The sequence below is a fragment of the Pseudomonas retamae genome, assembly GCF_043496865.1.
Classification (GTDB): domain Bacteria; phylum Pseudomonadota; class Gammaproteobacteria; order Pseudomonadales; family Pseudomonadaceae; genus Aquipseudomonas; species Aquipseudomonas retamae.
Genome location: NZ_JBIEIL010000004.1, coordinates 430,619 through 456,360 on the forward strand (window position 1 = coordinate 430,619; position 25,742 = coordinate 456,360).

At 59.6% G+C, this 25,742-nt stretch carries 24 protein-coding genes; 11 read left to right on the top strand and 13 right to left on the bottom strand.

Annotation, left to right across the window (positions count from 1 at the left end):
• Nucleotides 1–23: 23 nt before the first annotated feature.
• Nucleotides 24–1,844, bottom strand: a complete 1,821-nt coding sequence (gene typA, locus ACGSLL_RS10695) for a translational GTPase TypA (RefSeq protein WP_208939100.1) — start codon at nt 1,842–1,844, stop codon at nt 24–26.
• Nucleotides 1,845–1,983: 139 nt separating this feature from the next.
• Nucleotides 1,984–3,438, bottom strand: a complete 1,455-nt coding sequence (thiI, locus tag ACGSLL_RS10700; RefSeq protein WP_093105919.1) for a tRNA uracil 4-sulfurtransferase ThiI — start codon at nt 3,436–3,438, stop codon at nt 1,984–1,986.
• A 328-nt stretch (nt 3,439–3,766) separates the two neighbouring features.
• Between thiI and glnA the strand changes: the two genes are divergently transcribed.
• From glnA to ntrC, 5 genes are all read left to right on the top strand, one after another.
• A complete protein-coding gene (gene glnA, locus ACGSLL_RS10705; RefSeq protein WP_186552128.1) occupies nt 3,767–5,173 on the top strand; it encodes a type I glutamate--ammonia ligase in 1,407 nt (468 codons plus the stop codon).
• Between the two features lie 235 nt (nt 5,174–5,408).
• Nucleotides 5,409–5,921 (top strand): DUF4124 domain-containing protein, encoded by a 513-nt coding sequence (locus ACGSLL_RS10710; protein WP_394505596.1) that lies wholly within the window; start codon nt 5,409–5,411, stop codon nt 5,919–5,921.
• Nucleotides 5,918–6,535, top strand: coding sequence for a DUF4124 domain-containing protein (locus ACGSLL_RS10715; RefSeq protein ID WP_394505598.1), 618 nt, complete (start codon nt 5,918–5,920; stop codon nt 6,533–6,535). The genes ACGSLL_RS10710 and ACGSLL_RS10715 overlap by 4 nt, the downstream gene beginning before the upstream one ends.
• 230 nt (nt 6,536–6,765) lie before the next feature.
• A complete protein-coding gene (glnL, locus tag ACGSLL_RS10720; RefSeq protein WP_090280248.1) occupies nt 6,766–7,851 on the top strand; it encodes a nitrogen regulation protein NR(II) in 1,086 nt (361 codons plus the stop codon).
• Nucleotides 7,848–9,284, top strand: coding sequence for a nitrogen regulation protein NR(I) (gene ntrC / locus ACGSLL_RS10725; protein WP_394505601.1), 1,437 nt, complete (start codon nt 7,848–7,850; stop codon nt 9,282–9,284). Before glnL ends, ntrC begins: the two co-directional genes overlap by 4 nt.
• 626 nt (nt 9,285–9,910) lie before the next feature.
• Here ntrC and ACGSLL_RS10730 read toward each other — a convergent pair.
• Both ACGSLL_RS10730 and ACGSLL_RS10735 read right to left on the bottom strand, forming a co-directional pair.
• A complete protein-coding gene (locus ACGSLL_RS10730) occupies nt 9,911–12,379 on the bottom strand; it encodes a leucine-rich repeat domain-containing protein (RefSeq protein ID WP_394505603.1) in 2,469 nt (822 codons plus the stop codon).
• Nucleotides 12,380–12,562: 183 nt separating this feature from the next.
• Entirely contained in the window at nt 12,563–13,003 is a 441-nt protein-coding gene (locus tag ACGSLL_RS10735) for a hypothetical protein (RefSeq protein WP_394505605.1), read from the bottom strand.
• On the opposite strand from ACGSLL_RS10735, the gene ACGSLL_RS10740 reads away from it, so the two are divergent.
• Nucleotides 13,002–13,457: a tRNA (cytidine(34)-2'-O)-methyltransferase gene (locus ACGSLL_RS10740; protein ID WP_394505607.1), complete on the top strand. Its 456-nt coding sequence runs from the start codon at nt 13,002–13,004 to the stop codon at nt 13,455–13,457. The genes ACGSLL_RS10735 and ACGSLL_RS10740 overlap by 2 nt on opposite strands.
• 165 nt (nt 13,458–13,622) lie before the next feature.
• Here ACGSLL_RS10740 and secB read toward each other — a convergent pair whose 3' ends face one another.
• Genes secB through ACGSLL_RS10755 form a run of 3 tightly spaced genes read right to left on the bottom strand, consistent with a single transcriptional unit; the run spans nt 13,623 to nt 14,835 of the window.
• On the bottom strand, nt 13,623–14,108 hold the full coding sequence (gene secB / locus ACGSLL_RS10745; protein WP_064117041.1) for a protein-export chaperone SecB: 486 nt from the start codon (nt 14,106–14,108) through the stop codon (nt 13,623–13,625).
• A gap of 57 nt (nt 14,109–14,165) precedes the next feature.
• Nucleotides 14,166–14,420 (bottom strand): glutaredoxin 3, encoded by a 255-nt coding sequence (gene grxC, locus ACGSLL_RS10750; RefSeq protein ID WP_090280239.1) that lies wholly within the window; start codon nt 14,418–14,420, stop codon nt 14,166–14,168.
• 1 nt (nt 14,421) lies between these two features.
• Nucleotides 14,422–14,835 (bottom strand): rhodanese-like domain-containing protein, encoded by a 414-nt coding sequence (locus ACGSLL_RS10755; RefSeq protein WP_394505610.1) that lies wholly within the window; start codon nt 14,833–14,835, stop codon nt 14,422–14,424.
• A 153-nt stretch (nt 14,836–14,988) separates the two neighbouring features.
• Here ACGSLL_RS10755 and gpmI point away from each other — a divergent pair, with 153 nt between their 5' ends.
• From gpmI to ACGSLL_RS10780, 5 genes are all read left to right on the top strand, one after another.
• A complete protein-coding gene (gpmI, locus tag ACGSLL_RS10760) occupies nt 14,989–16,518 on the top strand; it encodes a 2,3-bisphosphoglycerate-independent phosphoglycerate mutase (RefSeq protein ID WP_394505612.1) in 1,530 nt (509 codons plus the stop codon).
• Nucleotides 16,519–16,736: 218 nt separating this feature from the next.
• Nucleotides 16,737–18,023 (top strand): murein hydrolase activator EnvC family protein, encoded by a 1,287-nt coding sequence (locus ACGSLL_RS10765; RefSeq protein WP_016772118.1) that lies wholly within the window; start codon nt 16,737–16,739, stop codon nt 18,021–18,023.
• 31 nt (nt 18,024–18,054) lie between these two features.
• Entirely contained in the window at nt 18,055–19,374 is a 1,320-nt protein-coding gene (locus tag ACGSLL_RS10770; RefSeq protein WP_093105959.1) for a S41 family peptidase, read from the top strand.
• A 2-nt stretch (nt 19,375–19,376) separates the two neighbouring features.
• On the top strand, nt 19,377–20,153 hold the full coding sequence (locus tag ACGSLL_RS10775; RefSeq protein WP_394505615.1) for a divergent polysaccharide deacetylase family protein: 777 nt from the start codon (nt 19,377–19,379) through the stop codon (nt 20,151–20,153).
• Between the two features lie 139 nt (nt 20,154–20,292).
• Nucleotides 20,293–21,621, top strand: coding sequence for a Vps62-related protein (locus ACGSLL_RS10780; RefSeq protein WP_394505617.1), 1,329 nt, complete (start codon nt 20,293–20,295; stop codon nt 21,619–21,621).
• Between the two features lie 6 nt (nt 21,622–21,627).
• On the opposite strand, the gene ACGSLL_RS10785 is transcribed toward ACGSLL_RS10780, so the two are convergent.
• The 6 genes from ACGSLL_RS10785 to hisB all read right to left on the bottom strand — a co-directional run bounded on the left by ACGSLL_RS10785 (nt 21,628) and on the right by hisB (nt 25,581).
• A complete protein-coding gene (locus ACGSLL_RS10785) occupies nt 21,628–22,383 on the bottom strand; it encodes a substrate-binding periplasmic protein (RefSeq protein ID WP_394505619.1) in 756 nt (251 codons plus the stop codon).
• An 85-nt stretch (nt 22,384–22,468) separates the two neighbouring features.
• A complete protein-coding gene (gene hisF / locus ACGSLL_RS10790) occupies nt 22,469–23,239 on the bottom strand; it encodes an imidazole glycerol phosphate synthase subunit HisF (RefSeq protein ID WP_007909211.1) in 771 nt (256 codons plus the stop codon).
• A gap of 9 nt (nt 23,240–23,248) precedes the next feature.
• Nucleotides 23,249–23,986 (bottom strand): 1-(5-phosphoribosyl)-5-[(5-phosphoribosylamino)methylideneamino]imidazole-4-carboxamide isomerase, encoded by a 738-nt coding sequence (gene hisA / locus ACGSLL_RS10795; protein WP_095137961.1) that lies wholly within the window; start codon nt 23,984–23,986, stop codon nt 23,249–23,251.
• A gap of 102 nt (nt 23,987–24,088) precedes the next feature.
• Nucleotides 24,089–24,349: a DUF2164 domain-containing protein gene (locus tag ACGSLL_RS10800; RefSeq protein ID WP_339448188.1), complete on the bottom strand. Its 261-nt coding sequence runs from the start codon at nt 24,347–24,349 to the stop codon at nt 24,089–24,091.
• Nucleotides 24,350–24,988, bottom strand: coding sequence for an imidazole glycerol phosphate synthase subunit HisH (hisH, locus tag ACGSLL_RS10805; protein WP_394505623.1), 639 nt, complete (start codon nt 24,986–24,988; stop codon nt 24,350–24,352).
• Nucleotides 24,988–25,581 (bottom strand): imidazoleglycerol-phosphate dehydratase HisB, encoded by a 594-nt coding sequence (gene hisB / locus ACGSLL_RS10810; protein ID WP_007909204.1) that lies wholly within the window; start codon nt 25,579–25,581, stop codon nt 24,988–24,990. Before hisB ends, hisH begins: the two co-directional genes overlap by 1 nt.
• Nucleotides 25,582–25,742 lie beyond the last annotated feature (161 nt).

A 25,742-nucleotide genomic window follows, 5' to 3' on the forward strand; every position in this document is an offset into this window, starting at 1 on the left:
GCGTTTTTTATTCCAAAGCTAGATTACGCCTTGGCTTTCTTGGCAGCGCGGGTACGCTCGCTTTCGTCGAGGATCTTCTTGCGAAGACGGATCGACTTAGGCGTGACTTCGCACAGCTCGTCTTCCTGGATGTATTCCAGAGCCTGTTCCAGAGTGAAGCGAACAGGTGGAACCAGAGCGATGGTTTCGTCTTTACCCGAAGCACGCATGTTGTCGAGCTTCTTGCCTTTGGTCGGGTTTACACCCAGGTCGTTGTCGCGGCTGTTCTGACCAACGATCTGACCGTTGTAGATCTCCTGGCCGTGTTCTACGAACAGCTTGCCGCGAGCCTGCAGGGTTTCCAGCGAGTAGGTCAGTGCCTTGCCGGTTTCAACCGAAACCAGAACGCCGTTCTGACGGCCGGACATGTGGCCCGACTTGACGGTGTCGTAACGATCGAAGATCGAGGTCAGGATGCCAGCACCGTTGGTCAGGGTCAGGAACTGGTTACGGAAACCGATCAGACCGCGAGCAGGGATGTTGTATTCCAGACGTACACGGCCCTTGCCATCCGGGACCATGTTGCTCAGGTCGCCCTTACGCAGACCCATCTCTTCCATGACCTTGCCCTGGGATTCTTCAGGGATGTCGATGGTCACGTTTTCGAACGGTTCCTGCTTCACGCCGTCAACTTCACGGATGATCACTTCAGGACGGCCCAGGGCCAGCTCGAAGCCTTCGCGACGCATGGTTTCGATCAGTACCGAGAGGTGCAGCTCACCACGGCCGGAAACCTTGAACTTGTCAGCCGAGTCGCCTTCTTCAACGCGCAGAGCAACGTTGTACAGCAGCTCTTTGTCCAGACGATCCTTGATGTTACGGGACGTCACGAACTTGCCTTCTTTACCGCAGAATGGCGAGTCGTTTACCTGGAAGGTCATCGAAACGGTTGGCTCGTCAACGGTCAGCGGCTTCATCGCCTCGACGGTGTCCGGGTGGCACAGGGTGTCGGAGATGAACAGCGAATCCATACCGCTGATGCAGACGATGTCGCCGGCCGCAGCTTCTTCAACGTCAACGCGGTGCAGACCGTGGTGACCCATCAGTTTCAGGATACGGCCGTTGCGGCGCTTGCCGTCGGCACCGATCGCGACAACCGGAGTGTTCGGCTTGACGCGACCGCGAGCGATACGGCCAACACCGATAACACCCAGGAAGCTGTTGTAGTCCAGAGCGGAGATCTGCATCTGGAACGGACCGTCACGGTCAACGGCCGGAGGCGGAACGTGGTCGACGACTGCCTGGTACAGCGCAGTCATGTCTTCGCCCATGGCGGTGTGGTCCAGACCGGCAATGCCGTTCAGGGCCGAAGCGTAGACAACCTGGAAGTCCAGTTGTTCTTCGGTCGCACCGAGGTTGTCGAACAGGTCGAAGATCTGGTCCAGAACCCAGTCCGGACGCGCGCCTGGACGGTCAACCTTGTTGATCACCACGATTGGACGCAGGCCGGCTTCGAAAGCCTTCTTGGTCACGAAACGGGTTTGCGGCATAGGGCCGTCTTGAGCGTCAACCAGCAGCAGAACGGAGTCGACCATCGACATTACGCGTTCAACTTCGCCGCCGAAGTCGGCGTGGCCCGGGGTGTCCACGATGTTGATGTGGTAGCCGTTCCAGTTGATGGCGGTGTTCTTCGCCAGAATGGTAATACCGCGCTCTTTTTCCTGGTCGTTGGAGTCCATCACGCGCTCGTCGTTGAGCTCGTTGCGCTCCAGAGTGCCGGATTGACGCAGGAGTTTGTCTACCAGGGTGGTTTTACCGTGGTCAACGTGGGCAATGATGGCGATGTTGCGTAGATTTTCGATCACTTGTGTATCTCGATCAGAGGATTCGGTTTGCTGACAAGTCTTGGCAGCGATTAGCAGTAGTGTCCGGCATGGCCGTTACAGCTTGACGGCGGTGTCGGGGGGCCGGTGACGCAGGCCACAGGCAAACAGCCCCGGGCACTTAGCTCGGTCGATAAACGCGCACATTGGCATGCCCCTCACTGAGCAAATGGTGGGCATGCAGGCGACTCATCACGCCTTTGTCGCAATACAGCAGGTACTGGCGAGTCGGATCCAGCTCCTTGAAACGAGCGTTCACTGCATAGAACGGCATCGTCTGTACTTCTACGCCAGCAAGTTCCAGCGGCTCATCCTCGGCGGCATCCGGGTGACGGATGTCGATCACGATCTGGCCGGCCAGTGCTTCGCTGACTTCTTCAATCTGTACGTCCTGGCCCAATTCGTCGATCACCCGATCGATTGGCACCAGTTTGGCGTTGGCGAGCGCACGCTCTAGCACCGCCATGTCGAATTGCTGCTCTTCGTGCTCAACCCGACCGCGTTTGGCGGCGGTTTTCGGGTTGACCGAAATGACTCCGCAGTATTCCGGCATGTGCCGGGCGAAATCGGCGGTACCGATCTCGTTCGCGGTGTCGATGATGTCCTGTTTGTGCGCCACGATCAGTGGGCGCAGGACCAGCTTGTCGGTTACGCAGTCGATCACCGACAGGTTCGGCAGCGTCTGGCTCGATACCTGGGAGATCGCTTCGCCGGTGACCAGCGCATCGATGTGCAGGCGCTCGGCGATGTTCGACGCCGCGCGCAACATCATACGCTTCAAAACCACGCCCATATGACTGTTATCGACTTTACCGAGAATTTCGCCGAGGACTTCCTCGAACGGAACACTGACAAATAGCACGCGTTGCGAGCTGCCGTACTTCTTCCAGATGAAATGCGCGACTTCCATCACGCCCAATTCGTGGGCACGACCGCCCAGGTTGAAGAAGCAGAAGTGCGTCATCAGGCCACGGCGCAGGATCTGATAGGCCGCCACGGTCGAATCGAAACCGCCGGACATCAACACCAGCGTCTGCTCCAGCGCACCGAGCGGGTAGCCGCCGATGCCGTTGTGCTGGCTGTGGATGACGAACAACCGTTTGTCGCGAACTTCGATGCGGACTTCGATTTCCGGCGCTTTCAGGTCGATTCCGGCCGCACCGCACTCGCGACGCAGCTTGCTGCCGACGTATTTCTCGACGTCCATCGAACTGAACGTGTGCTTGCCGGCGCGCTTGCAGCGCACCGAAAAAATCTTCCCTGCCAGTGCGGCACCGTAGTGCTGTTTGCACTTTTCGGTGATGTCGTCGAAGTCGCCCAGCGGGTACTCGTCGATCTGCAGAAAGTGCGCAATACCCGGCATGCAGGTCAGGCGCTCGCCCATCTCTTTCAAGGCTTTGGGGTCGGTAACACGGGTTTCCAACTCGAGATTGTCCCACACGCCGTTCACCACCACTGCCGGGTCCAGGTCGCGGAGCACGGTGCGGATGTTCTTGGCCAACTGGCGGATGAACTTCGTCCGGACAGGTCGGCTTTTGATGGTGATCTCGGGGAAGACTTTTACGATTAGTTTCATGAAAACAGCGCGCGAACGGCCAGCCGAAAAAGGGGGGCGCGGATTATAGCGGAAATTGCTCAAGGTTTAACCAGTTAATGTGCATAAGGTTTTACATGCACCAAAACAGGTCGTTTTCAATTTGCGCCGCCACATTAAAGGGCGATATTTTCAGGATTAGGCCGTTTGAGGCGCTTACAAGCATGAAATTGGGGCAAAAAACCCATGCTGGGGCACTGGCATGCAATTTGCTCCCTTGTGAGGCAGGTTGCCTTGGCAGAGTATTCGCGCCGGCATCACCCAACTTTAAGGGCATCCACTACTAGCCCTAAGCCACCCGGAGGACAGTATGTCGAAGACGGTTCAACTCATCAAAGATCATGACGTCAAATGGATTGATCTGCGCTTCACGGACACCAAAGGCACTCAGCACCACGTGACCATGCCGGCTCGCGATGCGCTGGATGAAGACTTCTTCGAAGTCGGCAAAATGTTCGACGGTTCCTCCATCGCTGGCTGGAAAGGCATCGAAGCCTCCGACATGATCCTGATGCCGGTTGACGAAACTGCCGTGCTTGACCCGTTCACCGAAGACGCCACCCTGATCCTGGTGTGCGACATCATCGAACCTTCGAGCATGCAAGGCTACGACCGCGACCCGCGTGCGATCGCCAAGCGCGCCGAAGAACACCTGAAAGCCACCGGTATCGGTGACACCGTTTTCGCCGGTCCAGAGCCTGAGTTCTTCATCTTTGACTCGGTGAAATTCAAGTCGGACATCTCCGGCTCCATGTTCAAGATCTACTCCGAGCAAGGTTCGTGGATGTCCGACCAGGACGTCGAAGGTGGCAACAAAGGTCACCGTCCAGGCGTCAAGGGTGGCTACTTCCCGGTTCCACCGTTCGACCACGATCACGAAATCCGTACCTCCATGTGCAACGCACTGGAAGAAATGGGCTTGACCGTTGAAGTTCACCACCACGAAGTGGCGACTGCCGGCCAGAACGAAATCGGCGTCAAGTTCAACACTCTGGTGAAGAAAGCCGACGAAACCCAGACCCTGAAGTACGTTGTCCACAACGTTGCTGACGCTTACGGCCGCACCGCGACCTTCATGCCGAAGCCACTGTACGGCGACAACGGTTCGGGCATGCACGTGCACATGTCGATCTGGAAAGACGGCAAGAACACCTTCGCCGGTGAAGGCTATGCCGGCCTGTCCGATACCGCTCTGTACTTCATCGGCGGCATCATCAAGCACGGTAAGGCGCTGAACGGCTTCACCAACCCGGCCACCAACTCGTACAAGCGTCTGGTGCCAGGTTTCGAAGCGCCGGTCATGCTGGCCTACTCGGCTCGCAACCGTTCCGCTTCGATCCGTATTCCTTACGTGTCGAGCCCGAAGGCCCGCCGTATCGAAGCACGCTTCCCGGATCCGGCTGCCAACCCGTACCTGGCCTTCGCAGCACTGCTGATGGCTGGTCTGGACGGTATCCAGAATAAGATCCACCCAGGCGATGCCGCTGACAAAAACCTGTACGACCTGCCGCCTGAAGAGGCGAAAGAGATCCCACAGGTTTGCGGCAGCCTGAAAGAAGCCCTGGAAGAGCTGGACAAGGGCCGCGCGTTCCTGACCAAGGGCGGCGTATTCTCCGACGACTTCATCGACGCTTACATCGCGCTGAAATCGGAAGAAGAAATCAAGGTTCGCACCTTCGTACACCCACTGGAATATGAGCTGTACTACAGCTGCTGATCCGGTAGCGCTGCGTAACGCGGCGTGACAAAAAGAGGCCTCCTTCGGGAGGCCTTTTTTATTGCAGACCAAAAGTCCCTCACCGTGGCCCTCTACCAGAGGGAGAGGGGACTGATCTTGGTGCTCTCACATTGATCGTTCCCACGCAGAGCATGGGAACGATCATTAACGGTTTTGGCCAACCGCCCTGCGTGTCCTATGCTGCTACCCATCGTTTTCAATCCCGGTCGATTTCATGGGTCGCACCTTTCTCTACATTCTGCTGCTGGTCGCCCTGCCCGCCGCTGCGCAGATCTACAAATACACCGACGCCAATGGCAACACGGTCTACAGCGATCATTCGCCGGACGGTGTGAAGGCGCAGTCAGTCGAGCTGCCGCCGTTGAACCGTGTCGAACCGCAAGCGCCGCCTTCATCGCCCGTGCCTGAAGCCGAGGCGCGCCAGCCACCAGGCAATGCCTACGAAATCCTTGAACTGGCCGACCTGCCCACTGACGAAGCGTTGCGCGCCAACAACGGCACCTTCACCGTCAGCGTGCTGATCAAGCCGCGCCTGCAGCCGCCGCATCAATTAAGACTGGTACTCGACGACGAACCCTACGGCCAACCGAGCAATGTGCCGAGCCTGCAACTGGTCAACGTCGATCGCGGCGAACATCGACTTGCGGTGCAGGTGATCGATGGCCAGACCGTCATCCAGCAAAGCCCACCCGCGGTCTTCACCGTGCAGCGGGTGCACAGACCATGAAAGCGCTGTGCCTGGTTCTTTGCCTGCTCGCTCTGCCCGCCTCGGCCGAGGTGTTCACCTATATCGATGCCCAGGGCAACCGCGTCTATACCGACCAGCCGCGCGGCAACGCCAAGCGTGTGCCGATCGCCACCAGCAATCGCATGTCTGCCACCCCGATCGCCGCCGCGCCGAGTAGCCCAACGAAGAACGCCCCCGCGCAGCCACCCTACCATTACGACATGCTGCGGGTTCTGGTGCCCGAGCCCGATGCGACCATCCGCAGCAGTGCCGGGGAACTGATTGTCAGCATCACCAGCGAGCCCGGCTTGCAGCAAGGTCACCGCTATCGCTTGTTGCTGGACGGAAAACCCACCGGCGAACCCGGCCCGAGCCCGGTCTTCCCGCTGAGCAATATCGATCGCGGCAGCCACAACCTGTCGGCGGAAATTCTCGATGCTGACGGGCGCACCGTCGAACGCACTGCCAACCAGCCCTTCCACATGTTGCGCATTTCTCTCGCGCAAAAACGCCAGGTCAAACCCTGCGCTAAAGATGATTACGGTGTACGGCCGGAATGCCCGCTGAAGGACAAACCGGAAGAGCCGAAAAATCCCTTCCTGCGCTTCTTCTGACGCCAACGGGCGGTGCGCACCGCATTGGTGCGCTAAGCTGCACCCTACTCAAATTCCAACCCATTTTGGTTCGAAACTTCCCGATCGAGCTGGCTTCGTGCCATACAAACGCGCGTCAAACGCCTGTTTCAGGGGGCAAACGCTTCTTTTCGGAGCCTTGGTTTGGTTTTTGCATTTTCCCGGTATCAGCGCTTAGTTCTCGCGCACGCCTTGCTCCAAAAGGGGTCCAGATGACCATAAGCGACGCAATCCATCGTTTGCTGCTCGACAACCTGACCACCGCGACCATCCTGCTCGACGCGCAATTGCGCCTCGAGTACATGAACCCGGCGGCGGAGATGCTGCTGGCCGTCAGCGGTCAGCGCAGCCATGGCCAGTTCATCAGCGAGCTGTTCACGGAATCCCCCGAGGCGCTCAATTCTCTGCGCCAGGCGGTCGAGCAAGCGCACCCGTTTACCAAGCGCGAAGCGATGCTCACCGCACTCACCGGCCAGACACTGACCGTGGATTACGCGGTAACGCCCATCCTCAGCAACGGCGAAACCCTGCTTTTGCTGGAAGTCCATCCGCGTGACCGCTTGCTGCGGATTACCAAGGAAGAGGCGCAGTTGTCCAAGCAGGAAACCAGCAAGATGCTGGTGCGCGGCCTCGCCCACGAAATCAAGAACCCGCTCGGCGGCATTCGTGGCGCGGCGCAGTTGCTGGCCCGCGAACTGCCGGAAGACAGCCTGCGCGATTACACCAACGTGATCATTGAAGAGGCCGATCGCCTGCGCAATCTGGTCGACCGCATGCTCGGCTCCAACAAGCTGCCGTCGCTGGCGATGTGCAACGTGCACGAAGTGCTCGAACGCGTCTGCCAACTGGTCGAAGCCGAAAGCCAGGGCTGCATCACCTTGGTGCGCGACTACGACCCGAGCATTCCTGACGTGCTGATCGACCGCGAGCAAATGATCCAGGCCGTATTGAACATCGTGCGCAACGCGATGCAGGCGATCAGCAGCCAGAACGAGCTGCGTCTGGGCCGCATCAGCCTGCGCACCCGCGCCATGCGCCAGTTCACCATCGGCCACATCCGCCATCGCCTGGTGACCAAGATCGAGATCATCGACAACGGCCCGGGCATCCCGGCGGAGCTGCAGGAAACCATTTTCTTTCCGATGGTCAGCGGACGCCCGGACGGTACCGGGCTGGGGCTGGCCATTACCCAGAACATCATCAGTCAGCATCAGGGTCTGATCGAGTGTGAGAGCCATCCAGGCCACACCACCTTCTCGATCTTCCTGCCACTGGAACAAGGAGCCACATCGACATGAGCCGTAGTGAAACCGTGTGGATCGTCGATGACGACCGTTCTATCCGTTGGGTTCTGGAAAAGGCCTTGCAGCAGGAAGGCATGACCACCCAGAGCTTCGACAGCGCCGACGGCGTGATGAGTCGCCTGGCGCGGCAGCAGCCGGACGTGATCATTTCCGACATCCGCATGCCCGGCGCCAGCGGTCTGGACCTGTTGGCGCGGATTCGCGAACAGCACCCGCGGTTGCCGGTCATCATCATGACCGCTCACTCCGATCTGGACAGCGCGGTCGCCTCGTATCAGGGCGGCGCGTTTGAATATCTGCCGAAGCCGTTCGACGTCGACGAGGCCGTTTCGCTGGTCAAGCGTGCCAATCAGCACGCTCAGGAACAGCAAGGCCTGGAAGTCGTACCGGCACTGACCCGCACCCCGGAAATCATCGGCGAAGCGCCGGCGATGCAGGAAGTGTTTCGCGCCATCGGCCGCCTGAGCCATTCCAACATCACCGTGCTGATCAACGGCGAATCCGGTACCGGTAAAGAACTGGTCGCCCACGCCCTGCACCGTCACAGCCCACGGGCGGCGTCGCCATTCATTGCGCTGAACATGGCGGCGATCCCAAAAGATCTGATGGAGTCGGAGTTGTTCGGCCATGAAAAAGGCGCGTTCACTGGCGCGGCGAATTTGCGTCGCGGCCGCTTCGAACAGGCGGACGGCGGCACGCTGTTTCTCGATGAGATAGGCGACATGCCGGCGGATACCCAGACGCGTCTGTTGCGCGTGCTGGCCGACGGCGAATTCTATCGGGTGGGCGGGCATGTGCCGGTCAAGGTCGATGTGCGCATCATCGCCGCGACGCACCAGAATCTGGAAACCCTGGTCCACGCTGGCAAATTCCGTGAGGACTTGTTCCATCGCCTCAACGTGATTCGCATCCACATCCCGCGCCTCTCCGATCGTCGCGAAGACATCCCGACCCTGGCCAAACACTTCCTCAGCCGCGCTGCGCAGGAACTGGCGGTCGAGCCGAAGCTGCTGAAAAGCGAGACCGAGGAATACCTGAAAAACCTGCCATGGCCGGGCAACGTGCGTCAGCTGGAGAACACCTGCCGCTGGATCACGGTGATGGCCTCCGGGCGCGAAGTACACGTCAGCGACTTGCCGCCAGAACTGCTGAACCTGCCGCAGGATTCGGCACCGGTGACCAACTGGGAGCAGGCGTTGCGTCAGTGGGCCGATCAGGCCTTGGCGCGCGGCCAGTCGAGCCTGCTCGACAGCGCGGTACCGGCGTTCGAGCGAATCATGATCGAGACGGCTTTGAAACATACGGCCGGCCGCCGCCGTGATGCTGCGGTATTGTTGGGTTGGGGACGTAACACCCTGACGCGCAAGATCAAGGAATTGGGAATGAAGGTTGATGGTGGGGATGATGAGGAGGGGGAAGAAGGATAACGCTTCGTTCGCTTGAGATTGTCGGTGTATTCGAGATCCAATCCCCTCACCCCAGCCCTCTCCCCAGCCCTCTCCCAATGGGAGAGGGAGCAGAGCGCTTTCAAAGCTTGAGTTCGGCTCGGTAGCTCTGGTCGGCGTAATACGGACAAACGCCACGTTCAGTTCCCTCTCCCTCCGGGAGAGGGTTAGGGTGGGGCCGCTGTGCACCGCATCAATGCACAATGACCCGAGATCGCGCATAGCGACATCGCCTCGCTCTCGATTGAAAAAGCTGCAAGCCTCACAAGCCGTATACGCGAAAGCCCCGAATTCCGGGGCTTTCGTGTTCCTGTCCAGGCTTTTTGTTACAGCAGATGAAAATCTGGCACGCCCCCTGCAATACCTCTTACAGGTGATTCGATTCACCACCCGTTTCGGGGACCTTGGTACAGGCAGGCCGGGGATTCCCCTCTTTACACCGGGCGCACACCGCTTCGCGACGCGCTCACCCTTTTGGGATCCTTGGTACAGGCAGGCCGGGGGTTCCCTCTTTACACCGGACCGACGCTCACAGCGAAGTCCGCCCCTTTTGGGAACCCTGATACAGGCAGGTCAGGGATTCCCGCTTTTATTCCTCCCCCTGAGGCTCAATCGAGCTTTGGGCGTTTGGGCAAATGATGTAGCGGCTGATGCTGCCAAGTCGGATCAAACTTCTTCACTTCCTCTTCCAACCTGTCCAGCATCTTGCCTGGGCTGGGCTCAGTGACCGCCAAGTCCCGCAAAACTTCCTGCTCGCCGAGACTGGCCTTTTTGAAGTGCTCGAGAAATGACCAGACACGACGCTGCAAGAGCGGGCGCTCGACCTGAAACTCGGGCGTGCGAACCAGATCTCTGATTTTTGCCATCATTGCGATGTTTGTCTGATTGGTTAACGCGGCCCAAAGGGCATGTTTTGCTGAGTGTTGCACCTGTGGGACATTGTGCATCCAGTGCCCGATCACCAGATCATGCGTATACCTTCCCAACCAGAAATCCGTGCCTGTCTGCCGCCGTGCAGCAATCAACCGCCGAAAGGTGACTGGGTCGGAAATCGGTGCGTGACTGAGGCTGACACCTTTTCTGAGTTCAACGGTTTCAGGTATTGAGGTGATTCCGGTATAGGACAGATCCAGACGTATCCCGGGAATCTCCGATGTAACACCTTCCGGAAAGCTTCTGATGGGAGTCTGGCTGAGGTCGACCTCCAGCAACGCTGTCATCCCGCGCAGTGACGGCGGCGCGGTAAGTCGGCTTTGCGATAGATTCAGTATTTCGAGTCGCGAAGGGCCGGTCTGCAAACCAAGTCCAGGCGGCGGCGCAGAAATGCGGGTCCAGGCGAGATTCAATACTCGCAAATCGGACATCTGCGTCACATCAGGCGCTTCTGTCAGTTCAGGATTATGGTAAAGATCGAGTACCTGCAACCGTGACGCCGCAGGCATGTCACCGAGTCCTGCAGGCAGTCGGAACAAGTCACAGGAACGTGCGCGCAGGACCCGCAATTCCGTCATTCCCTGCACCGAAAGACGCGGCCAGATGCTGCAGTTCGTCAGGCTCAATTCCTGCAAGCGGGTCATTCGGGTGAAATGTTCAGCATTGCTCGACGTAAGCCAGACTCTGCTTTCCTCAATCACCAGTACCTTCAATGCCGCAAGTTTATTGATCTCAGCGATTAACTCATGGCTCTTGCCCAGGAAGCTGCGAACTTCGAGCGATTCAATATGGGAAAACGTCGAAAATAAATTTCCCAGACTTTTCGATGGGCTGCCGTCCATGCTGAGAGAGACAACGGATCTGAGCGGCATCGAAAAAGCCGGTAGTGCAAAATTTCCCCGAACGTTGAGATCGAGCTCCAGCTTGAAGCCGACCAGCCGCCCGTCTCGGTAGACTTTCTCCGAAGCCTCTCCCTGCCATTTGTACAGCCGACGTATCCGGGCACCTATTGCCTGTCGCCGGCCACGCTCACCACTGACCTTGCCCTTATAGCCCGACTCCCACGCACTGACCTCACGGTCCAGCTGCACAAATTCGAGCTGCAGCCGCTTGAGCTCCACTTCGGCCACAGCCGCTTCACCGAATCGCGCAATGAAATCATCAGCATGCTGATCCGTCGAATCCGCGAAAAACCGTTTGACCTGTGCCCGTGTCGTCGCGACAACGACCGGCGCGTGCCCTGCTGAAGTCCCCGCGCCGCTGAGCCAGGGGCGGTAAAAATTGAACGGGTTGGCATTAGCCGGGGCATTGCCATCCATGCCACCGCGCAACCCTGTGAGGATGGTGACCCACGTGTTTTCCTGATCGCGTGTTATGGCTCGAGTTTCACCGCCAAGGCTGGCGCGATAAATATTTGCGCTGTCAGTGGCGACGGGATCCTTGGCGTTGACCAGACGCCAAACCTTGTATTCCGGCCGCGACGCAACAGGGTCCTGCATCACCTGATACGTCTGTTCCTGGATCACCACGTAGAGCTTGCCTTCGTGACGTATCACTCCGTCAGGGCCTGGTTCTACACTGCGGACATCCAGCCCGGTACGAAACACCCGCAAGCTTGCGTCGGTCAGTGGATTGGTGTGTGCGTTGAAGTCGCTGTGCGGATGCCAGGTGCCGCTCTCGCTATCGCGTAACATCCATGGACCGGAGGGCAGCAACTCGCTGGGAAGTCGAGCGCGATACAGGCCCGTGTCCGGATCCACCCCGACAAGGACGAGACCACCGTCAGCCACCTGCGCATACTGGCGGTTTTTGTGCACTCTCAACCCTTCGCTGTCGGCGTCAGGCAGCCCGGCTGCTGAATTTATCCGGTAGCGCTCCAGCGGTCGATACAGGGGAGAGACTGCGGCAAGAGTCGGCGCCGGGCGAACCTCGACCACCGACGTCGATAAGGTCGCATCGCGACCTGCATCGCCGCCATGTGAGGCGCTTTGCAGCTCCGGATCATCGAGACGCACCCGAGGGGCTGCGCCATCGCGGTCAAGGCTGCCCGTCTGGGTGAAATCCTTTTCCGAACGTCGATTCGGGGCAGTGTGAACATCGCTGTCTACGCGGGTGCTGCCACTGCGAGGTGGTTTTACTGGCATATTATTCGTCCTTGAAAATCGTCTCTGGGCTTTATGCCAGAGGCGATGGGTATCGGCATCCTGCCGATTGAAGGAGCGAACAATAGCGTGGATAAGCATTCGACGGAGGAGGGAAATGCCGACGGGCACAGTGGGAAACGACCTCAGACCGTGTAAGAGCGAATCAAGAAAGATGAATGCCTACTAGGGCTCGCTCAAGCGGATCTCCAGCCGCCAGCGGTCGTCGACTTCGCTGCCGACCCACTCGCCTTTGAGCGGCCGTGCCGCCAGCACCGTCAGCAGCAAACCACCATCGCTCTTGCGGGTGCGCCAGTTGACGTCCCGGCCATTGAGCTTGAGCTGGCCTTTCTGCGAACGGCCTTCAGCCTGAAACAGCAGCGCGACGCTGCCGTCGATGATCTCGCCGTGCAGCTTCGGTTCGTTGTTGAACCACACGACCAGGCCGCCATCGATCACCTCGACCTGCTGCAACTCGCTGGGGTCCGGCGTGGTCAGGCGGCCGATCATCAGACCGACCATCAGGCCGACAATCGCCAGTGAACCGATCACCCGCGGGAATAGTTTCGAACGGTTGTCCACAGGCGGCGTAGAATGCCGCTCATCTTTACCTTCGGAGCCGTGCATGTTTCACGTCATCCTTTTTCAACCAGAAATTCCGCCGAATACCGGCAACGTTATCAGGCTGTGCGCCAATAGCGGCTGCCACCTGCATTTGATCGAACCGCTGGGTTTCGAGATGGACGACAAGCGCCTGCGCCGCGCCGGTCTCGACTACCACGAATATGCCACGCTGCAACGTCACGCGGATCTGGCCAGCTGTCTGGAAAGCCTCGGCAACCCGCGCTTGTTCGCCTTTACCACCAAGGGCTCGCGGCCGTTTCACGACGCGGCGTTCGTACCCGGCGATGCGTTTATCTTCGGCCCGGAAAGCCGTGGCTTGCCGCCGGAAGTGCTCGATGCACTGCCGCCGGAACAGCGCCTGCGCCTGCCGATGCGCGAAGGCTGCCGCAGCCTGAACCTGTCCAACACCGTCGCGGTCGCCGTGTACGAAGCCTGGCGCCAGAACGAATTCAAGTAACACCACACCTGATCGTTCCCACGTTCTGCGTGGAAATGCAGCCCGTGACGCTCCGCGTCACTGGACGCGGAGCGTCCCCCGAGGCATTCCCACGCGGAGCGTAGGAACGATCAGCCAAGAAAAAAGCGCCTGTTACGGCGCTTTTTTCGTTGCAGCTCAAACCGTTTATTGAACGGTAGGCGTCTCGCCGCTTTCCTGCATGCGCTGCAGCTCTTGCGCGTACAGGGCGTCGAAGTTCACCGGAGCCAGCATCAGTGCCGGGAACGAACCACGGGTGACCAGGCTGTCCAGGGTTTCGCGCGCGTACGGGAACAGGATGTTCGGGCAGAACGCACCCAGGGTGTGGCTCATCGAAGCCGCGTCGAGATTCTTGATCAGGAAGATACCGGCCTGCTGCACTTCAGCGATGAAGGCGACTTCTTCACCGTTTTTCACGGTTACGGACAGGGTCAGCACGACTTCAAAGAAATCGCCTTCCAGCGCTTTCTGGCGGGTGTTCAGATCCAGCGCGACCGCCGGGTCCCACTGCTGGCGGAAGATCGCCGGGCTTTTCGGGGCTTCGAAGGACAGGTCGCGTACGTAGATGCGCTGCAAGGAGAATTGCGGTGCGGTTTCTTCTTCGCTGGCTGCAGTGTTCTGTTGGTCAGTCATCTCAGATCCTTATCGATCTTGGGTCTTTTAGGGAGTGCTGTACGTGGGTGCAGCCGTTCAGCCCTTGAGCAGTGCGTCGAGTTTGCCGGCGCGCTCCAGAGCATATAAATCATCACAACCGCCGATGTGCTTTTCGCCGATCCAGATCTGCGGCACGGACGTGCGTCCGGCCTTCTTGGTCATTTCGGCGCGCAACTGCGGCTTGCCATCGACCTTGATCTCTTCGAAGGCCACGCCTTTGCTGGCGAGCAGGTGCTTGGCGCGCGAGCAGTAAGGGCAGTAATCGCTGGAGTAGACGACGACGTGGCTCATATCACTTCACCAATGGCAGGTTGTCGCCTTTCCAGCTGGAAATCCCGCCGGACAGCTTGGCGGCGGTGAAGCCGGATTTCATCAGCTCGCGGGCGTGGGTGCCGGCGGTCTGGCCCAGCGCGTCGACCAGAATGATGGTCTTGGCCTTGTGCTTTTCCAGCTCGCCGGCGCGGGCAGCCAGTTTATCCTGCGGAATGTTCACCGCACCGACGATGTGGCCAGCGGCGTAATCCTTGGCCGGACGGATGTCTACCACCACGCCTGCATCTTTATTGACCAGTGCGGTCAGTTCGCCGGTGCTCAGGCTTTTACCGCCGCCCTGCATCGTATGCGCCAGCAACAGAGCCAGCAGTACGACGAAGATACCGACAAGAATGTAGTGGTTAGTGGCAAATTCAATCAGGTGAGCAACCATCGAAGGAGGTTCCAGGGCGTTAAAATGTCGGCCAGTATACACAGCCACTATGGTCGGCCAAACCCCGTCCGGCGGTGACGCGGTCGGAACTTCGCTTTAAACTCCAACTCCGTTTTCCATCGCCCTCTTCTTTATCAGCCACGAGTGGATTCCATGACGACGACGCCTAAACCTTTGGTCCTGATGATTCTCGACGGCTTCGGTCACAGCGACAGCCCCGAATCCAACGCCGTGTTCGCGGCGAAAAAGCCTGTTCTTGATCGTCTCTGGGCCACGGTGCCGAACGGCTTGATCTCGGGCAGCGGCATGGACGTCGGCCTGCCGGACGGGCAGATGGGCAACTCCGAAGTCGGCCACATGAACCTCGGCGCCGGCCGGGTGGTATATCAGGACTTCACCCGCGTCACCAAAGCGATCCGCGACGGCGAGTTTTTCGAGAACCCGACCATCTGCGCCGCGGTGGACAAAGCCGTGGCCGCCGGCAAGGCCGTGCACTTCATGGGCCTGCTGTCCGATGGCGGCGTACACAGCCACCAGGATCACCTGATCGCCATGGCTGAACTGGCGTTCAAGCGCGGCGCCGAAAAAATCTACCTGCACGCCTTCCTTGACGGCCGCGACACGCCGCCGAAGAGCGCCGCGTCGTCGATCGAACTGCTCGACGCGACCTTCCAGGCACTCGGCAAGGGCCGCATCGCCAGCATCATCGGCCGTTATTTCGCCATGGACCGTGACAACCGCTGGGATCGCGTCGCTCAGGCCTACAACCTGATCGTCGACGGCAACAGCGATTTCCACGCTGCCACCGCTCAGGAAGGTCTTGAAGCCGCCTATGCGCGCGGCGAGAGCGACGAATTCGTCAAAGCCACGACTATCGGCGAACCGGTGAAAGTCGAAGACGGCGATGCCGTAGTGTTCATGAACTTCCGTGCCGACCGCGCCCGCGAGCTGACTCGCGTGTTCGTCGAAGACGACTTCAAGGACTTCGAACGCGCCCGTCAGCCGAAGCTGGCCGGTTTCGTCATGCTGACCCAATATGCGGCGAGTATTCCTGCACCGTCGGCCTTCGCCGCTGGCACCCTGGAAAACGTCCTGGGTGATTATCTGGCGAAAAATGGCAAGACCCAGCTGCGCATCGCTGAGACCGAGAAGTACGCCCACGTGACGTTCTTCTTCTCTGGCGGACGTGAAGAACCGTTCCCGGGCGAAGAGCGCATCCTGATCCCGTCGCCGAAAGTCGCTACCTATGACCTGCAGCCGGAAATGAGCGCGCCAGAGGTGACCGACCGCATCGTCGATGCCATCGAAAACCAGCGTTACGACGTGATCGTGGTCAACTACGCCAACGGCGACATGGTCGGCCACAGCGGCGTGTTCGACGCAGCGGTCAAAGCGGTCGAATGCCTGGACACCTGCGTAGGGCGCATCGTTGAAGCGCTGGAGAAAGTCGGCGGTGAAGCGCTGATCACGGCCGACCACGGTAACGTCGAGCAGATGGCTGACGAATCCACCGGCCAGGCGCACACCGCACACACCACCGAGCCGGTGCCGTTCATTTACGTCGGCAAGCGCGACCTCAAGGTGCGTGAGGGTGGCGTGCTGGCAGACGTGGCGCCGACCATGCTGATGCTGCTGGGGCTGGAAAAACCGGTGGAGATGACCGGAACTTCGATCCTCGTATAAACGACACCAGCCCCTTGTGGGAGCGAGCCTGCTCGCGAAAAGGGTTGGTCAGACAACATTGATGTTGCCTGACACGCCGCTTTCGCGAGCAGGCTCGCTCCCACATGGGGTGCGTGGTGTTTTTCAGGCCAGTTATCACACAGCCCCAATTGGGCGTTTTTTTTGCAGCCTCGGGCGGGCATACTAGGCCGTCCCTTACCCTGGTGCCGCCCGCCCCTATGCTTCGCGTCCTGATCGCCCTTGCTCTGACCTGTCTGCTCCAGCCGGCCTTCGCCGACGAGCGCGCGCAAACCCAACAGCAGTTGGACGCCACGCGTCAGGATATCGCCGAGCTGAAAAAGCTCCTGGGCAAGCTGCAGGAAGAAAAATCCGGAGTGCAGAAGGAGCTCAAGGGCACCGAAACCGAGATGGGCAAGCTGCAGAAGCAGGTCGACGCCCTGCAGAAAGAGCTGCAGAAAAGCGAATCCGAGCTGCAGCGGCTCGATGCAGAGAAAAAAAAACTCCAGAGCGCGCGCACTGAACAGCAGCGACTGATCGCCATTCAGGCCCGAGCGGCCTATCAGAACGGCCGGCAGGAATACCTCAAGCTGCTGCTCAACCAGCAGAACCCCGAGAAATTTGCCCGCACCCTGACCTATTACGACTACCTGAGCCAGGCCCGCCTGGAACAGCTGAAGAATTTCAACGAAACCCTGCGCCAACTGGCCAATGTCGAAAAAGACATCGGTCTGCAGCAGGCGCAGTTGCTCGTACAGAAAAGCGACCTCGACACCCAGCGTGAAGCACTCGAGAAAGTGCGCAAGGAGCGCCAGCAGGTTCTTGCCAGGCTCAATGACGATGTGAAAGCCCGCGACCAGAAACTTGCCGCCCGCGAGCAGGATCAGGCAGACCTGTCTAAAGTCCTTAAAACCATTGAAGAAACCCTGGCTCGCCAGGCTCGTGAGGCAGAAGAAGCGCGACAGAAAGCGCTGATCGCCCAGCAGGAAGCGGAAAAAAAGCGCTTGCGTGAGGCGCAGGCTGACAACAGCGACGCCCCACGAAAACCCGCCAGATCAAGCCCCGGCGCCCTGGTATCGAGCAGCGGCGAGACGTTTGGCGGGCCTTTTGCTGCAACCCGGGGAAAACTTCCATGGCCGGTTGATGGTCGATTACTCGCACGCTTCGGTGAAAGCCGCGGCGACGATGCCCGGACCAAGTGGGACGGCGTGATGATCAGCGCCTCCGCTGGCAGTCAGGTGCATGCCGTCCACGGCGGTCGCGTGGTGTTCGCCGACTGGCTGCGCGGTGCCGGGCTGCTGGTGATCCTCGATCATGGCAATGGTTTTCTGAGTCTGTACGGCCACAACCAGACGCTGCTCAAGTCGGCGGGTGATGTGGTCAAAGCGGGTGAGTCGATCTCCACTGTCGGTAACAGTGGCGGTCAGGACACACCAGCGCTGTATTTCGCAATTCGTCAGCAGGGTCACCCGAGTGATCCGGCGCAATGGTGTCGTGCGCAAGGATAAGCGCCGCATCTAATTCAGGAGTTCGTTCGACATGCTGCATTTGTCCCGCCTTACCTCGCTGGCCCTGACGATCGCCCTGGTGATCGGCGCGCCTCTGGCGTTCGCCGCGCAACCGGCCCCGACCGTCGCTCCGGCAGGCACTGCCGCGACCGCCAAGGCCCCGCTGCCGCTGGAAGAGCTGCGCACCTTCGCCGAGGTCATGGACCGGATCAAAGCCGCCTACGTCGAACCTGTGGACGACAAGACCCTGCTGGAAAACGCGATCAAGGGCATGCTCAGCAACCTTGATCCGCATTCGGCCTATCTGGGCCCGGAAGATTTCACCGAACTGCAGGAAAGCACCAGCGGTGAATTCGGCGGCCTGGGCATCGAAGTCGGTGCCGAGGATGGCTTCATCAAGGTCGTCTCGCCGATCGATGACACTCCGGCATCGAAGGCCGGCATTCAGGCTGGTGACTTCATCGTCAAGATCAACGGCCAGCCAACACGCGGCCAGACCATGACCGAAGCCGTCGACAAGATGCGCGGCAAGATCGGCCAGAAAATCACCCTGACCCTGGTGCGCGATGGCGGTACGCCGTTCGACGTGACCTTGGCGCGTGCAGTGATTCAGGTGAAGAGCGTCAAGGCGCAATTGCTCGAATCGGGTTACGGCTACATCCGTATTACTCAGTTCCAGGTCAAGACCGGTGACGAAGTCTCCAAAGCGCTGGCCAAGCTGCGCAAGGACAACGGCAAGAAGCTCAACGGCATTATTCTCGACCTGCGCAACAACCCGGGCGGCGTGCTGCAATCGGCGGTGGAGGTGGTCGACCACTTCATCACCAAAGGCCTGATCGTTTACACCAAGGGCCGCATCGCCAACTCCGAATTGCGCTTCTCGGCTACCGGCAAGGACGAAAGCGAAGCAGTGCCGATGGTCGTACTGATCAACGGCGGCAGTGCCTCGGCATCGGAGATTGTCGCCGGCGCCCTGCAGGATCAGAAGCGCGCAGTGGTCATGGGCACCACCAGTTTCGGCAAAGGCTCGGTGCAAACCGTGCTGCCGCTGAACAACGACCGCGCATTGAAAATCACCACGGCGCTGTATTTCACGCCTAATGGCCGCTCGATCCAGGCACAGGGCATCGTGCCGGATATCGAAGTGCGCCGCGCGAAGATCACCAACGAAGCCGACAGCGAATACTTCAAGGAAGCCGATCTGCAGGGCCATCTGGGCAACGGCAACGGCGGCGCGGACAAACCGACCGGCTCCGGCGGCAAGGCCAAAGCCATGCCGCAGGATGACGATTACCAGTTGGCCCAGGCCCTGAGCCTGCTCAAAGGGCTGAGCATCACGTCCGGCCGTTGAGGATGTCGCTGCGTTTTCTGTTCGTTCTGCTGTGCTGTCTAGCGGGTACTGTTCACGCAGAGCCCGCCAGCCCGAAATCGCACAAAGCCTACCTGACGCTGATCATCGATGACCTGGGGCAAAACCTGCCCCGGGATCGTCGCGTGCTCGCCCTGCCCGGCCCGGTGACCACCGCGATCATGCCGGACACACCGCACGCCACCGAGTTTGCCCGCGAGGCCCATCGCGCCGGCAAGATCGTCATCCTGCACATGCCAATGGACCCGGCCACCGGGCCTTATGCCTGGCACCCGGAACTGCCGATTGAAGAACTCGAAAAACGCCTGAACGCCGCCTTCGAGAAAGTCCCGTTTACCGCCGGCATCAACAACCACATGGGCAGCCGCATGACCGCGCAGCCAGCCGCGATGGCGTGGCTGATGGGTGAGTTGCAGCGCCGCCACAAGTTCTTCGTCGACAGCCGCACCAGCGCCCAGACGGTCGCCGCGCAGCAGGCGCAGAAGATCGATCTGGCGAGTGTCTCGCGGGACGTATTCCTCGATGACGAACGCACGGAGGCTGCAATCGCCACGCAGTTGCAGACGGCAATCAGTCTGGCGCACAAGCAGGGTTCGGCGGTGATGATCGGTCACCCGTATCCGCAGACCCTCGCGGTGCTCGAGCGTGAATTGCCGAAACTGAAGGCGCAGGGCATCGACTGGATCGATATCCGGCAGATGATCAGCGTACGCAGCAACCGCGCCATGGCCGCTCACGGCAAAGATGGCGCTTATCGGTAATAACCGGTTACGTTGCAGTGACCGCGCAACACCCAACGCAATACATAGTTACCACCAGCCATCTGGCCCAATTCCGGAAAGTGAGACCTGTATCAGGTCGCGACGCCCTTGCGTCGCCTTTCAACTATCAGGAATTGCAATGACGACTCATGACAATAGCGCTTTGCCTCCCGCGCCCCTGCACCCCATCCGAAACGACAACTTGCTGATCAGCTTTACAACTGAATTTCTGCGCATCTGGGACACCTCCGGTTCTCGGGCAAAACCGGCCGCTTTTTGGCGCCCTGTGCCAGCTGGCGATGTGCTGCCGGGCTACTTTCCGTTGGGCGATGTGGTCATTGACGGCAATCAGAACATCACCGGAAAACACGTGGTGGCCGTGGTTCGAGAGGCTGAAACGCTCAGTATCGATCCGACCAAAGGCACTGCATTGCGGCGCCCGGACGACTACGAGTTGGTTTGGCGAGACTCCGGCTCGCGATCTGAGAAGGACGGCGCGATCTGGAAACCTGTGCCCCCGCAAGGGTACGTGGCACTGGGTTGGGTCTGCTCCGACGGCCACGAAAAGCCTTCTTTCAACGCTGTTCGTTGCGTACGCGCCGACCTGTTGACCGCTGCCGGCCTGAGTGAAGCGGTGTGGTCTGACAGGGGCAGCGGTGCTCGGCAAAGCATCAGCCTGTGGAGCGCGATTACGCCAGCGGCTCGACCCGATGAGATCCACTTGGCGCCCGGTACTTTCATCGGGGTGAACAGCTATACCAGACCGACGAATTTCGTTGTCCATGCGTTGCGCATTCCCATCCTGATGGAGTCCAATCCACGACCTGCCGTGCCGGTTCTGGAAAATGCAACACCGCCGGTCATCGCGCCGCCCGGGCAACCCACCTTCACCGCTCGACTGCCGTGGTTCACGATAAAAGACCCACAGCTCACGCCTCCTCAGCAATTTCGCCAGTCACCTGAATACCTGCTGCAGCGTACGGACCATCATCAACTGGTGGGTCATTGTCACAACGAGGAAAACACAAACAAGACCGTGCGCTGGACCGCGCCACGTCTACAGAAAACCGAGAGCCTGCGCACGTTTGCCAACGCCACTTCGATCGAGTTCGGTGCGCAGTGGCAAAGCCACCTGCCCCGCCCCTTTGTATTCTCGGCGCGGCTGAACAATGATTTTACCCAGTGCGAAAGTCACTCCAACGAATGGCTTAACCCGGCACCCATAGAGGTCGCAGCCATCGTGCCCCGAAAAAGCTCAATGGCGGTTTATCTGACGCAGAGTGACTACACGCTCCTACGCACGGACGGCACACAGGTCGGTAGCAAGTTCAGCTACACCGATGGGAAAAATCTGCATTTGAGCCAATACTCGACGCCGCCGTTGACTGAATCAGTCGTGCCCGCTGAGGCATCGCCTGTTCACGAGGCGAATAACGAACCCACAGGCGTGCCGGCAGTAGCGGAGTGACCGCCACTACAGATATCGCCCCATGATCTCGTCAACCACGCCTTCCTTGCGCAACTGATCCAGCGCCGCCTGCAGCCTGGCGACGACTTCATCAGGGACATCCTTGTTCAACGCCAGATAAAGCTCGGCGCTGTTGAAGCGCAGCACGGTTTTCAGGCCGCTGACACCTTCCTGCCGGGCCAGATAGCGCCCGGCAGGATCGCCGGTGGCCCACAAATCGATCTGCCCGTTGACCAGTTTCTTCGCATTGTCCTGGTCACGCAGCACCACGATCGGCTTCAGACCTTGCTTGGCCAGAGTCTCGGCAATCGCATCGCCCTTGTAGGCACCGATCCTGTACTTGCGCGCATCTTCCAGTGTGTCGAGGGTGATCTTGCTGTCCGCCCTGGCCAACAGAATCCAGTCGTCCGGCCCGATCGGACCGACCCACTTGAAGAGCTTTTCCCGGTCGCGCAGACGCGCCATGACAAAGGCGCCGTAGCCAGGATTTTCCAGAGCGAGTTTGTACACTCGCTCCCAAGGGAAGCGCAGGGTCAGGCTGTAGGTAAGGCCGGCACGCTGGAACATTTCGCGCACGATATCGGTAGCGATGCCGTTGATGTTCTCGCCCTGGGCGAAATTCTTGCCGTTTTTCGCCATGTTGTACGGCGGGAAGTTTTCGGTGAGAAGCACCAGATCGGTGTCGGGAGCGTTTTCGGCGCGAGCAGTGTGGATGAGCAACATCGAGGCGCTGGCGAGAACGAGAAGCAGGCGTTTGATCATGTCGGGCTACCGGAATCCATGGCGTGCCCAAGAGTGCCTTGGGTGCGCCATGGTGTCCACTGGCCTGTACCTTTTTGCGTTGCGACTAGCGCATCACAATGCCGCGTTTGGCCATATACGCCTTGGCCTCCTGCACGGTGTATTCGCCGAAATGGAAAATACTCGCCGCCAGCACGGCGCTGGCGTGACCTTCGAGGATGCCGTCGGCCAGATGCTGCAGGTTGCCGACACCGCCGGAAGCGATCACCGGGATACCCAGCGCGTCACTGATTGCGCGGGTCACGCCGAGGTCGAAGCCGTTCTTCATGCCGTCCTGATCCATGCTGGTCAGGAGGATTTCACCGGCACCGAGGCCTTCCATTTTCTTCGCCCACTCGACGGCGTCGAGGCCGGTTGGCTTGCGCCCGCCATGGGTGAAAATCTCCCAGCGCGGGGTTTCGCCGGGGCCGGAAACCTTTTTCGCGTCGATGGCGACAACGATGCACTGCGAGCCGAAATGCTGCGCCGCTTCACCGACGAATTCCGGATTGAACACGGCGGCAGTATTGATCGACACCTTGTCCGCGCCGGCATTGAGCAGGTTGCGGATGTCCTGCACAGTGCGCACGCCACCGCCCACGGTCAGCGGGATGAACACCTGGCTGGCCATGCGCTCAACGGTATGCAGCGTGGTATCACGGCCATCGACGCTGGCGGTGATGTCGAGAAAGGTAATCTCGTCGGCGCCCTGCTCGTCGTAGCGACGGGCGATTTCCACCGGGTCACCGGCGTCGCGGATGTTCTCGAACTTCACACCTTTGACGACCCGGCCGTTGTCCACGTCCAGGCAAGGGATGATGCGTTTGGCCAGCGCCATGGTCAGTCCTCAGCCTTGGTACGAATCGCAGAAAGCTTGCGCTTCGGCGACGTCGAGAGTGCCTTCGTAGATCGCGCGACCCGTGATGGCGCCGATGATGCCCGGCGCCTTGGCGTCGAGCAGCGACTTGATGTCACCCAGATTGTGGATGCCGCCGGAGGCGATCACCGGGATCTTCGTCGCCGCAGCCAGCGCAGCGGTGAACGGCACGTTGCAGCCCTGCATCATGCCGTCTTTGGCGATGTCGGTATAAACGATCGACGAGACGCCGTCGGCTTCAAACTGTTTGGCCAGATCGATGACCTGCACAGTGCTGATTTCAGCCCAGCCGTCGGTGGCGACGAAACCGTCCTTGGCATCCAGGCCGACGATGATCTTGCCCGGAAAGGCGCGGCAGGCTTCAGCGACGAAGGCCGGATCTTTCACGGCTTTGGTGCCGATGATCACGTAGCTCACGCCCGCCTTGACGTAATGCTCGATGGTTTCCAGCGAACGGATGCCGCCGCCGATCTGGATCGGCAGGTTCGGGTAGCGCTTGGCGATCGCGGTAACCACTTCGCCATTGACCGGCTGGCCTTCGAAGGCGCCATTCAGATCGACCAGATGCAGACGGCGGCAACCGCCCTCCACCCACTTGGCAGCCATGCTCACCGGGTCATCGGAGAACACCGTGGAATCTTCCATGCGGCCTTGGCGCAGACGTACACAGGCGCCGTCCTTGAGATCGATAGCGGGAATAATCAGCATGCTTTTTCCTTCGTCAAAGAGCTGCAAGCTGCAAGCTATAAGCTGCAAGCACGCATGTATGGCTGTTTCTTGCAGCTGGTAGCTTGAAGCTTGCCGCTGCTCCTAATTTTTTTCGAGGGCCCACAGGTCGCTTTCGATGCTTTCAAACCGCTCTTTGAGGTGGGTCTGCACATCGAAAATCGCCCTGTTGTAGTAGTGCGGAGCAATTTCGCGGGTAAACAGCTCAAGAATTTCCGCCGCTTCGAACGAACCCAGGTCCAGTTCGAAACGGTCTTCCATGAACCGCTGAATCTTGCGATTGGCCTCGCTCTCCTGCTCGGGAGTGAGGGTCAGAATCGGCGGTCTGGACTTCTTGGCGGCCATCTACCAGCGACCGTCCCACGCGGCGAAGTTCTGCAGCAACTGCAGGCCATGGGTATGGCTTTTCTCCGGGTGGAACTGCACGGCGAAACGCGAGCCATCGGCCAGCGCTGCGGCGAAATCAACACCGTAGTGACCGCCACCGACCACCTGCCGCGCGTTGGCGGCGGCAATGTAGTAGCTGTGCACGAAGTAGAAACGCGCCATGTCCGGAATGTCATGCCACAGCGGGTGGCTGACCTTCTGCTTTACCTCGTTCCAGCCCATGTGCGGGACTTTCAGGTGCTCGCCTTCTTCATGCAGATCTTTGCCGAAGAACTTCACCGCCCCCGGAAACAGGCCGATGCAGTCGACGCCATCGTTCTCTTCGCTGCTATCGAGCAAGGCCTGCATGCCGACACAGATGCCGAGAAACGGGCGATCCTGACTGACTTCACGCACCAGCGAGTCGAAACCGAGGCGACGGATCTCCGCCATGCAATCGCGAATCGCGCCCACACCGGGAAACACTACGCGGTCAGCTTCGCGGATCACGTCCGCATCGCTGGTGATCAGCACCTTGCCCGCGCCGACGTGCTCCAGCGCCTTGGCCACCGAGTGCAGGTTGCCCATGCCGTAGTCGATAACTGCAACCGTCTGCATTACAAAACGCCTTTGGTCGAAGGCATTTGCCCGGCCATGCGCTCGTCCAGCTCGACGGCCATGCGCAGCGCGCGGCCGAAAGCCTTGAACACGGTTTCGATCTGGTGGTGAGTGTTGGTGCCGCGCAGGTTGTCGATGTGCAGGCTGACCAAGGCGTGATTGACGAAGCCCTGGAAAAATTCCTGGAACAGGTCAACGTCGAAGCCGCCAACGGTAGCGCGGGTGTACGGCACGTGCATCTGCAGGCCCGGGCGACCGGAGAAATCGATCACCACGCGCGACAGCGCTTCATCGAGCGGCACGTAGGCGTGGCCGTAGCGACGGATGCCTTTCTTGTCGCCGATGGCTTTGGCAAACGCCTGGCCGAGGGTGATACCGACGTCTTCCACCGTATGGTGGTCGTCGATATGCAGATCGCCCTTGCATTCAATATCCAGGTCGATCAACCCGTGACGGGCGATCTGATCCAGCATGTGCTCAAGAAAAGGGACACCGATATCGAATCGGGCCTTTCCGGTGCCATCAAGGTTGATCGAGGCTTTGATCTGGGTTTCCAGAGTGTCGCGCTCGACAGACGCCTTACGTTCGGCCATCACCAGCTCCGCAAAATCATTGGGCGAAAAAGGCAGCCATTATAGGCACGCGGGGCGTAAACAGAAACACGAGAGGTGAGATGGCTGACGGATAGAACGCCCGGCGGTCGCGGGTAGACATGTCCATACAAGCCATTTCGCACACGCCGCAGACAAATGTG

Excerpts from the sequence above, each read along its gene's own strand:
- glnL (WP_090280248.1), top strand. The coding sequence starts at position 6,766 with ATGACCATAAGCGACGCAATCCATCGTTTGCTGCTCGACAACCTGACC.
- ACGSLL_RS10800 (WP_339448188.1), bottom strand. The coding sequence starts at position 24,349 with ATGGCCGCCAAGAAGTCCAGACCGCCGATTCTGACCCTCACTCCCGAG.
- ACGSLL_RS10710 (WP_394505596.1), top strand. The coding sequence starts at position 5,409 with ATGGGTCGCACCTTTCTCTACATTCTGCTGCTGGTCGCCCTGCCCGCC.
- ACGSLL_RS10785 (WP_394505619.1), bottom strand. The coding sequence starts at position 22,383 with ATGATCAAACGCCTGCTTCTCGTTCTCGCCAGCGCCTCGATGTTGCTC.
- hisH (WP_394505623.1), bottom strand. The coding sequence starts at position 24,988 with ATGCAGACGGTTGCAGTTATCGACTACGGCATGGGCAACCTGCACTCG.
- secB (WP_064117041.1), bottom strand. The coding sequence starts at position 14,108 with ATGACTGACCAACAGAACACTGCAGCCAGCGAAGAAGAAACCGCACCG.
- gpmI (WP_394505612.1), top strand. The coding sequence starts at position 14,989 with ATGACGACGACGCCTAAACCTTTGGTCCTGATGATTCTCGACGGCTTC.
- ACGSLL_RS10730 (WP_394505603.1), bottom strand. The coding sequence starts at position 12,379 with ATGCCAGTAAAACCACCTCGCAGTGGCAGCACCCGCGTAGACAGCGAT.
- grxC (WP_090280239.1), bottom strand. The coding sequence starts at position 14,420 with ATGAGCCACGTCGTCGTCTACTCCAGCGATTACTGCCCTTACTGCTCG.
- ACGSLL_RS10780 (WP_394505617.1), top strand. The coding sequence starts at position 20,293 with ATGACGACTCATGACAATAGCGCTTTGCCTCCCGCGCCCCTGCACCCC.
- ACGSLL_RS10740 (WP_394505607.1), top strand. The coding sequence starts at position 13,002 with ATGTTTCACGTCATCCTTTTTCAACCAGAAATTCCGCCGAATACCGGC.
- glnA (WP_186552128.1), top strand. The coding sequence starts at position 3,767 with ATGTCGAAGACGGTTCAACTCATCAAAGATCATGACGTCAAATGGATT.
- hisF (WP_007909211.1), bottom strand. The coding sequence starts at position 23,239 with ATGGCGCTGGCCAAACGCATCATCCCTTGCCTGGACGTGGACAACGGC.
- ntrC (WP_394505601.1), top strand. The coding sequence starts at position 7,848 with ATGAGCCGTAGTGAAACCGTGTGGATCGTCGATGACGACCGTTCTATC.
- ACGSLL_RS10775 (WP_394505615.1), top strand. The coding sequence starts at position 19,377 with ATGTCGCTGCGTTTTCTGTTCGTTCTGCTGTGCTGTCTAGCGGGTACT.
- ACGSLL_RS10770 (WP_093105959.1), top strand. The coding sequence starts at position 18,055 with ATGCTGCATTTGTCCCGCCTTACCTCGCTGGCCCTGACGATCGCCCTG.
- ACGSLL_RS10755 (WP_394505610.1), bottom strand. The coding sequence starts at position 14,835 with ATGGTTGCTCACCTGATTGAATTTGCCACTAACCACTACATTCTTGTC.
- ACGSLL_RS10715 (WP_394505598.1), top strand. The coding sequence starts at position 5,918 with ATGAAAGCGCTGTGCCTGGTTCTTTGCCTGCTCGCTCTGCCCGCCTCG.
- ACGSLL_RS10765 (WP_016772118.1), top strand. The coding sequence starts at position 16,737 with ATGCTTCGCGTCCTGATCGCCCTTGCTCTGACCTGTCTGCTCCAGCCG.
- ACGSLL_RS10735 (WP_394505605.1), bottom strand. The coding sequence starts at position 13,003 with ATGCACGGCTCCGAAGGTAAAGATGAGCGGCATTCTACGCCGCCTGTG.
- hisA (WP_095137961.1), bottom strand. The coding sequence starts at position 23,986 with ATGCTGATTATTCCCGCTATCGATCTCAAGGACGGCGCCTGTGTACGT.
- hisB (WP_007909204.1), bottom strand. The coding sequence starts at position 25,581 with ATGGCCGAACGTAAGGCGTCTGTCGAGCGCGACACTCTGGAAACCCAG.
- thiI (WP_093105919.1), bottom strand. The coding sequence starts at position 3,438 with ATGAAACTAATCGTAAAAGTCTTCCCCGAGATCACCATCAAAAGCCGA.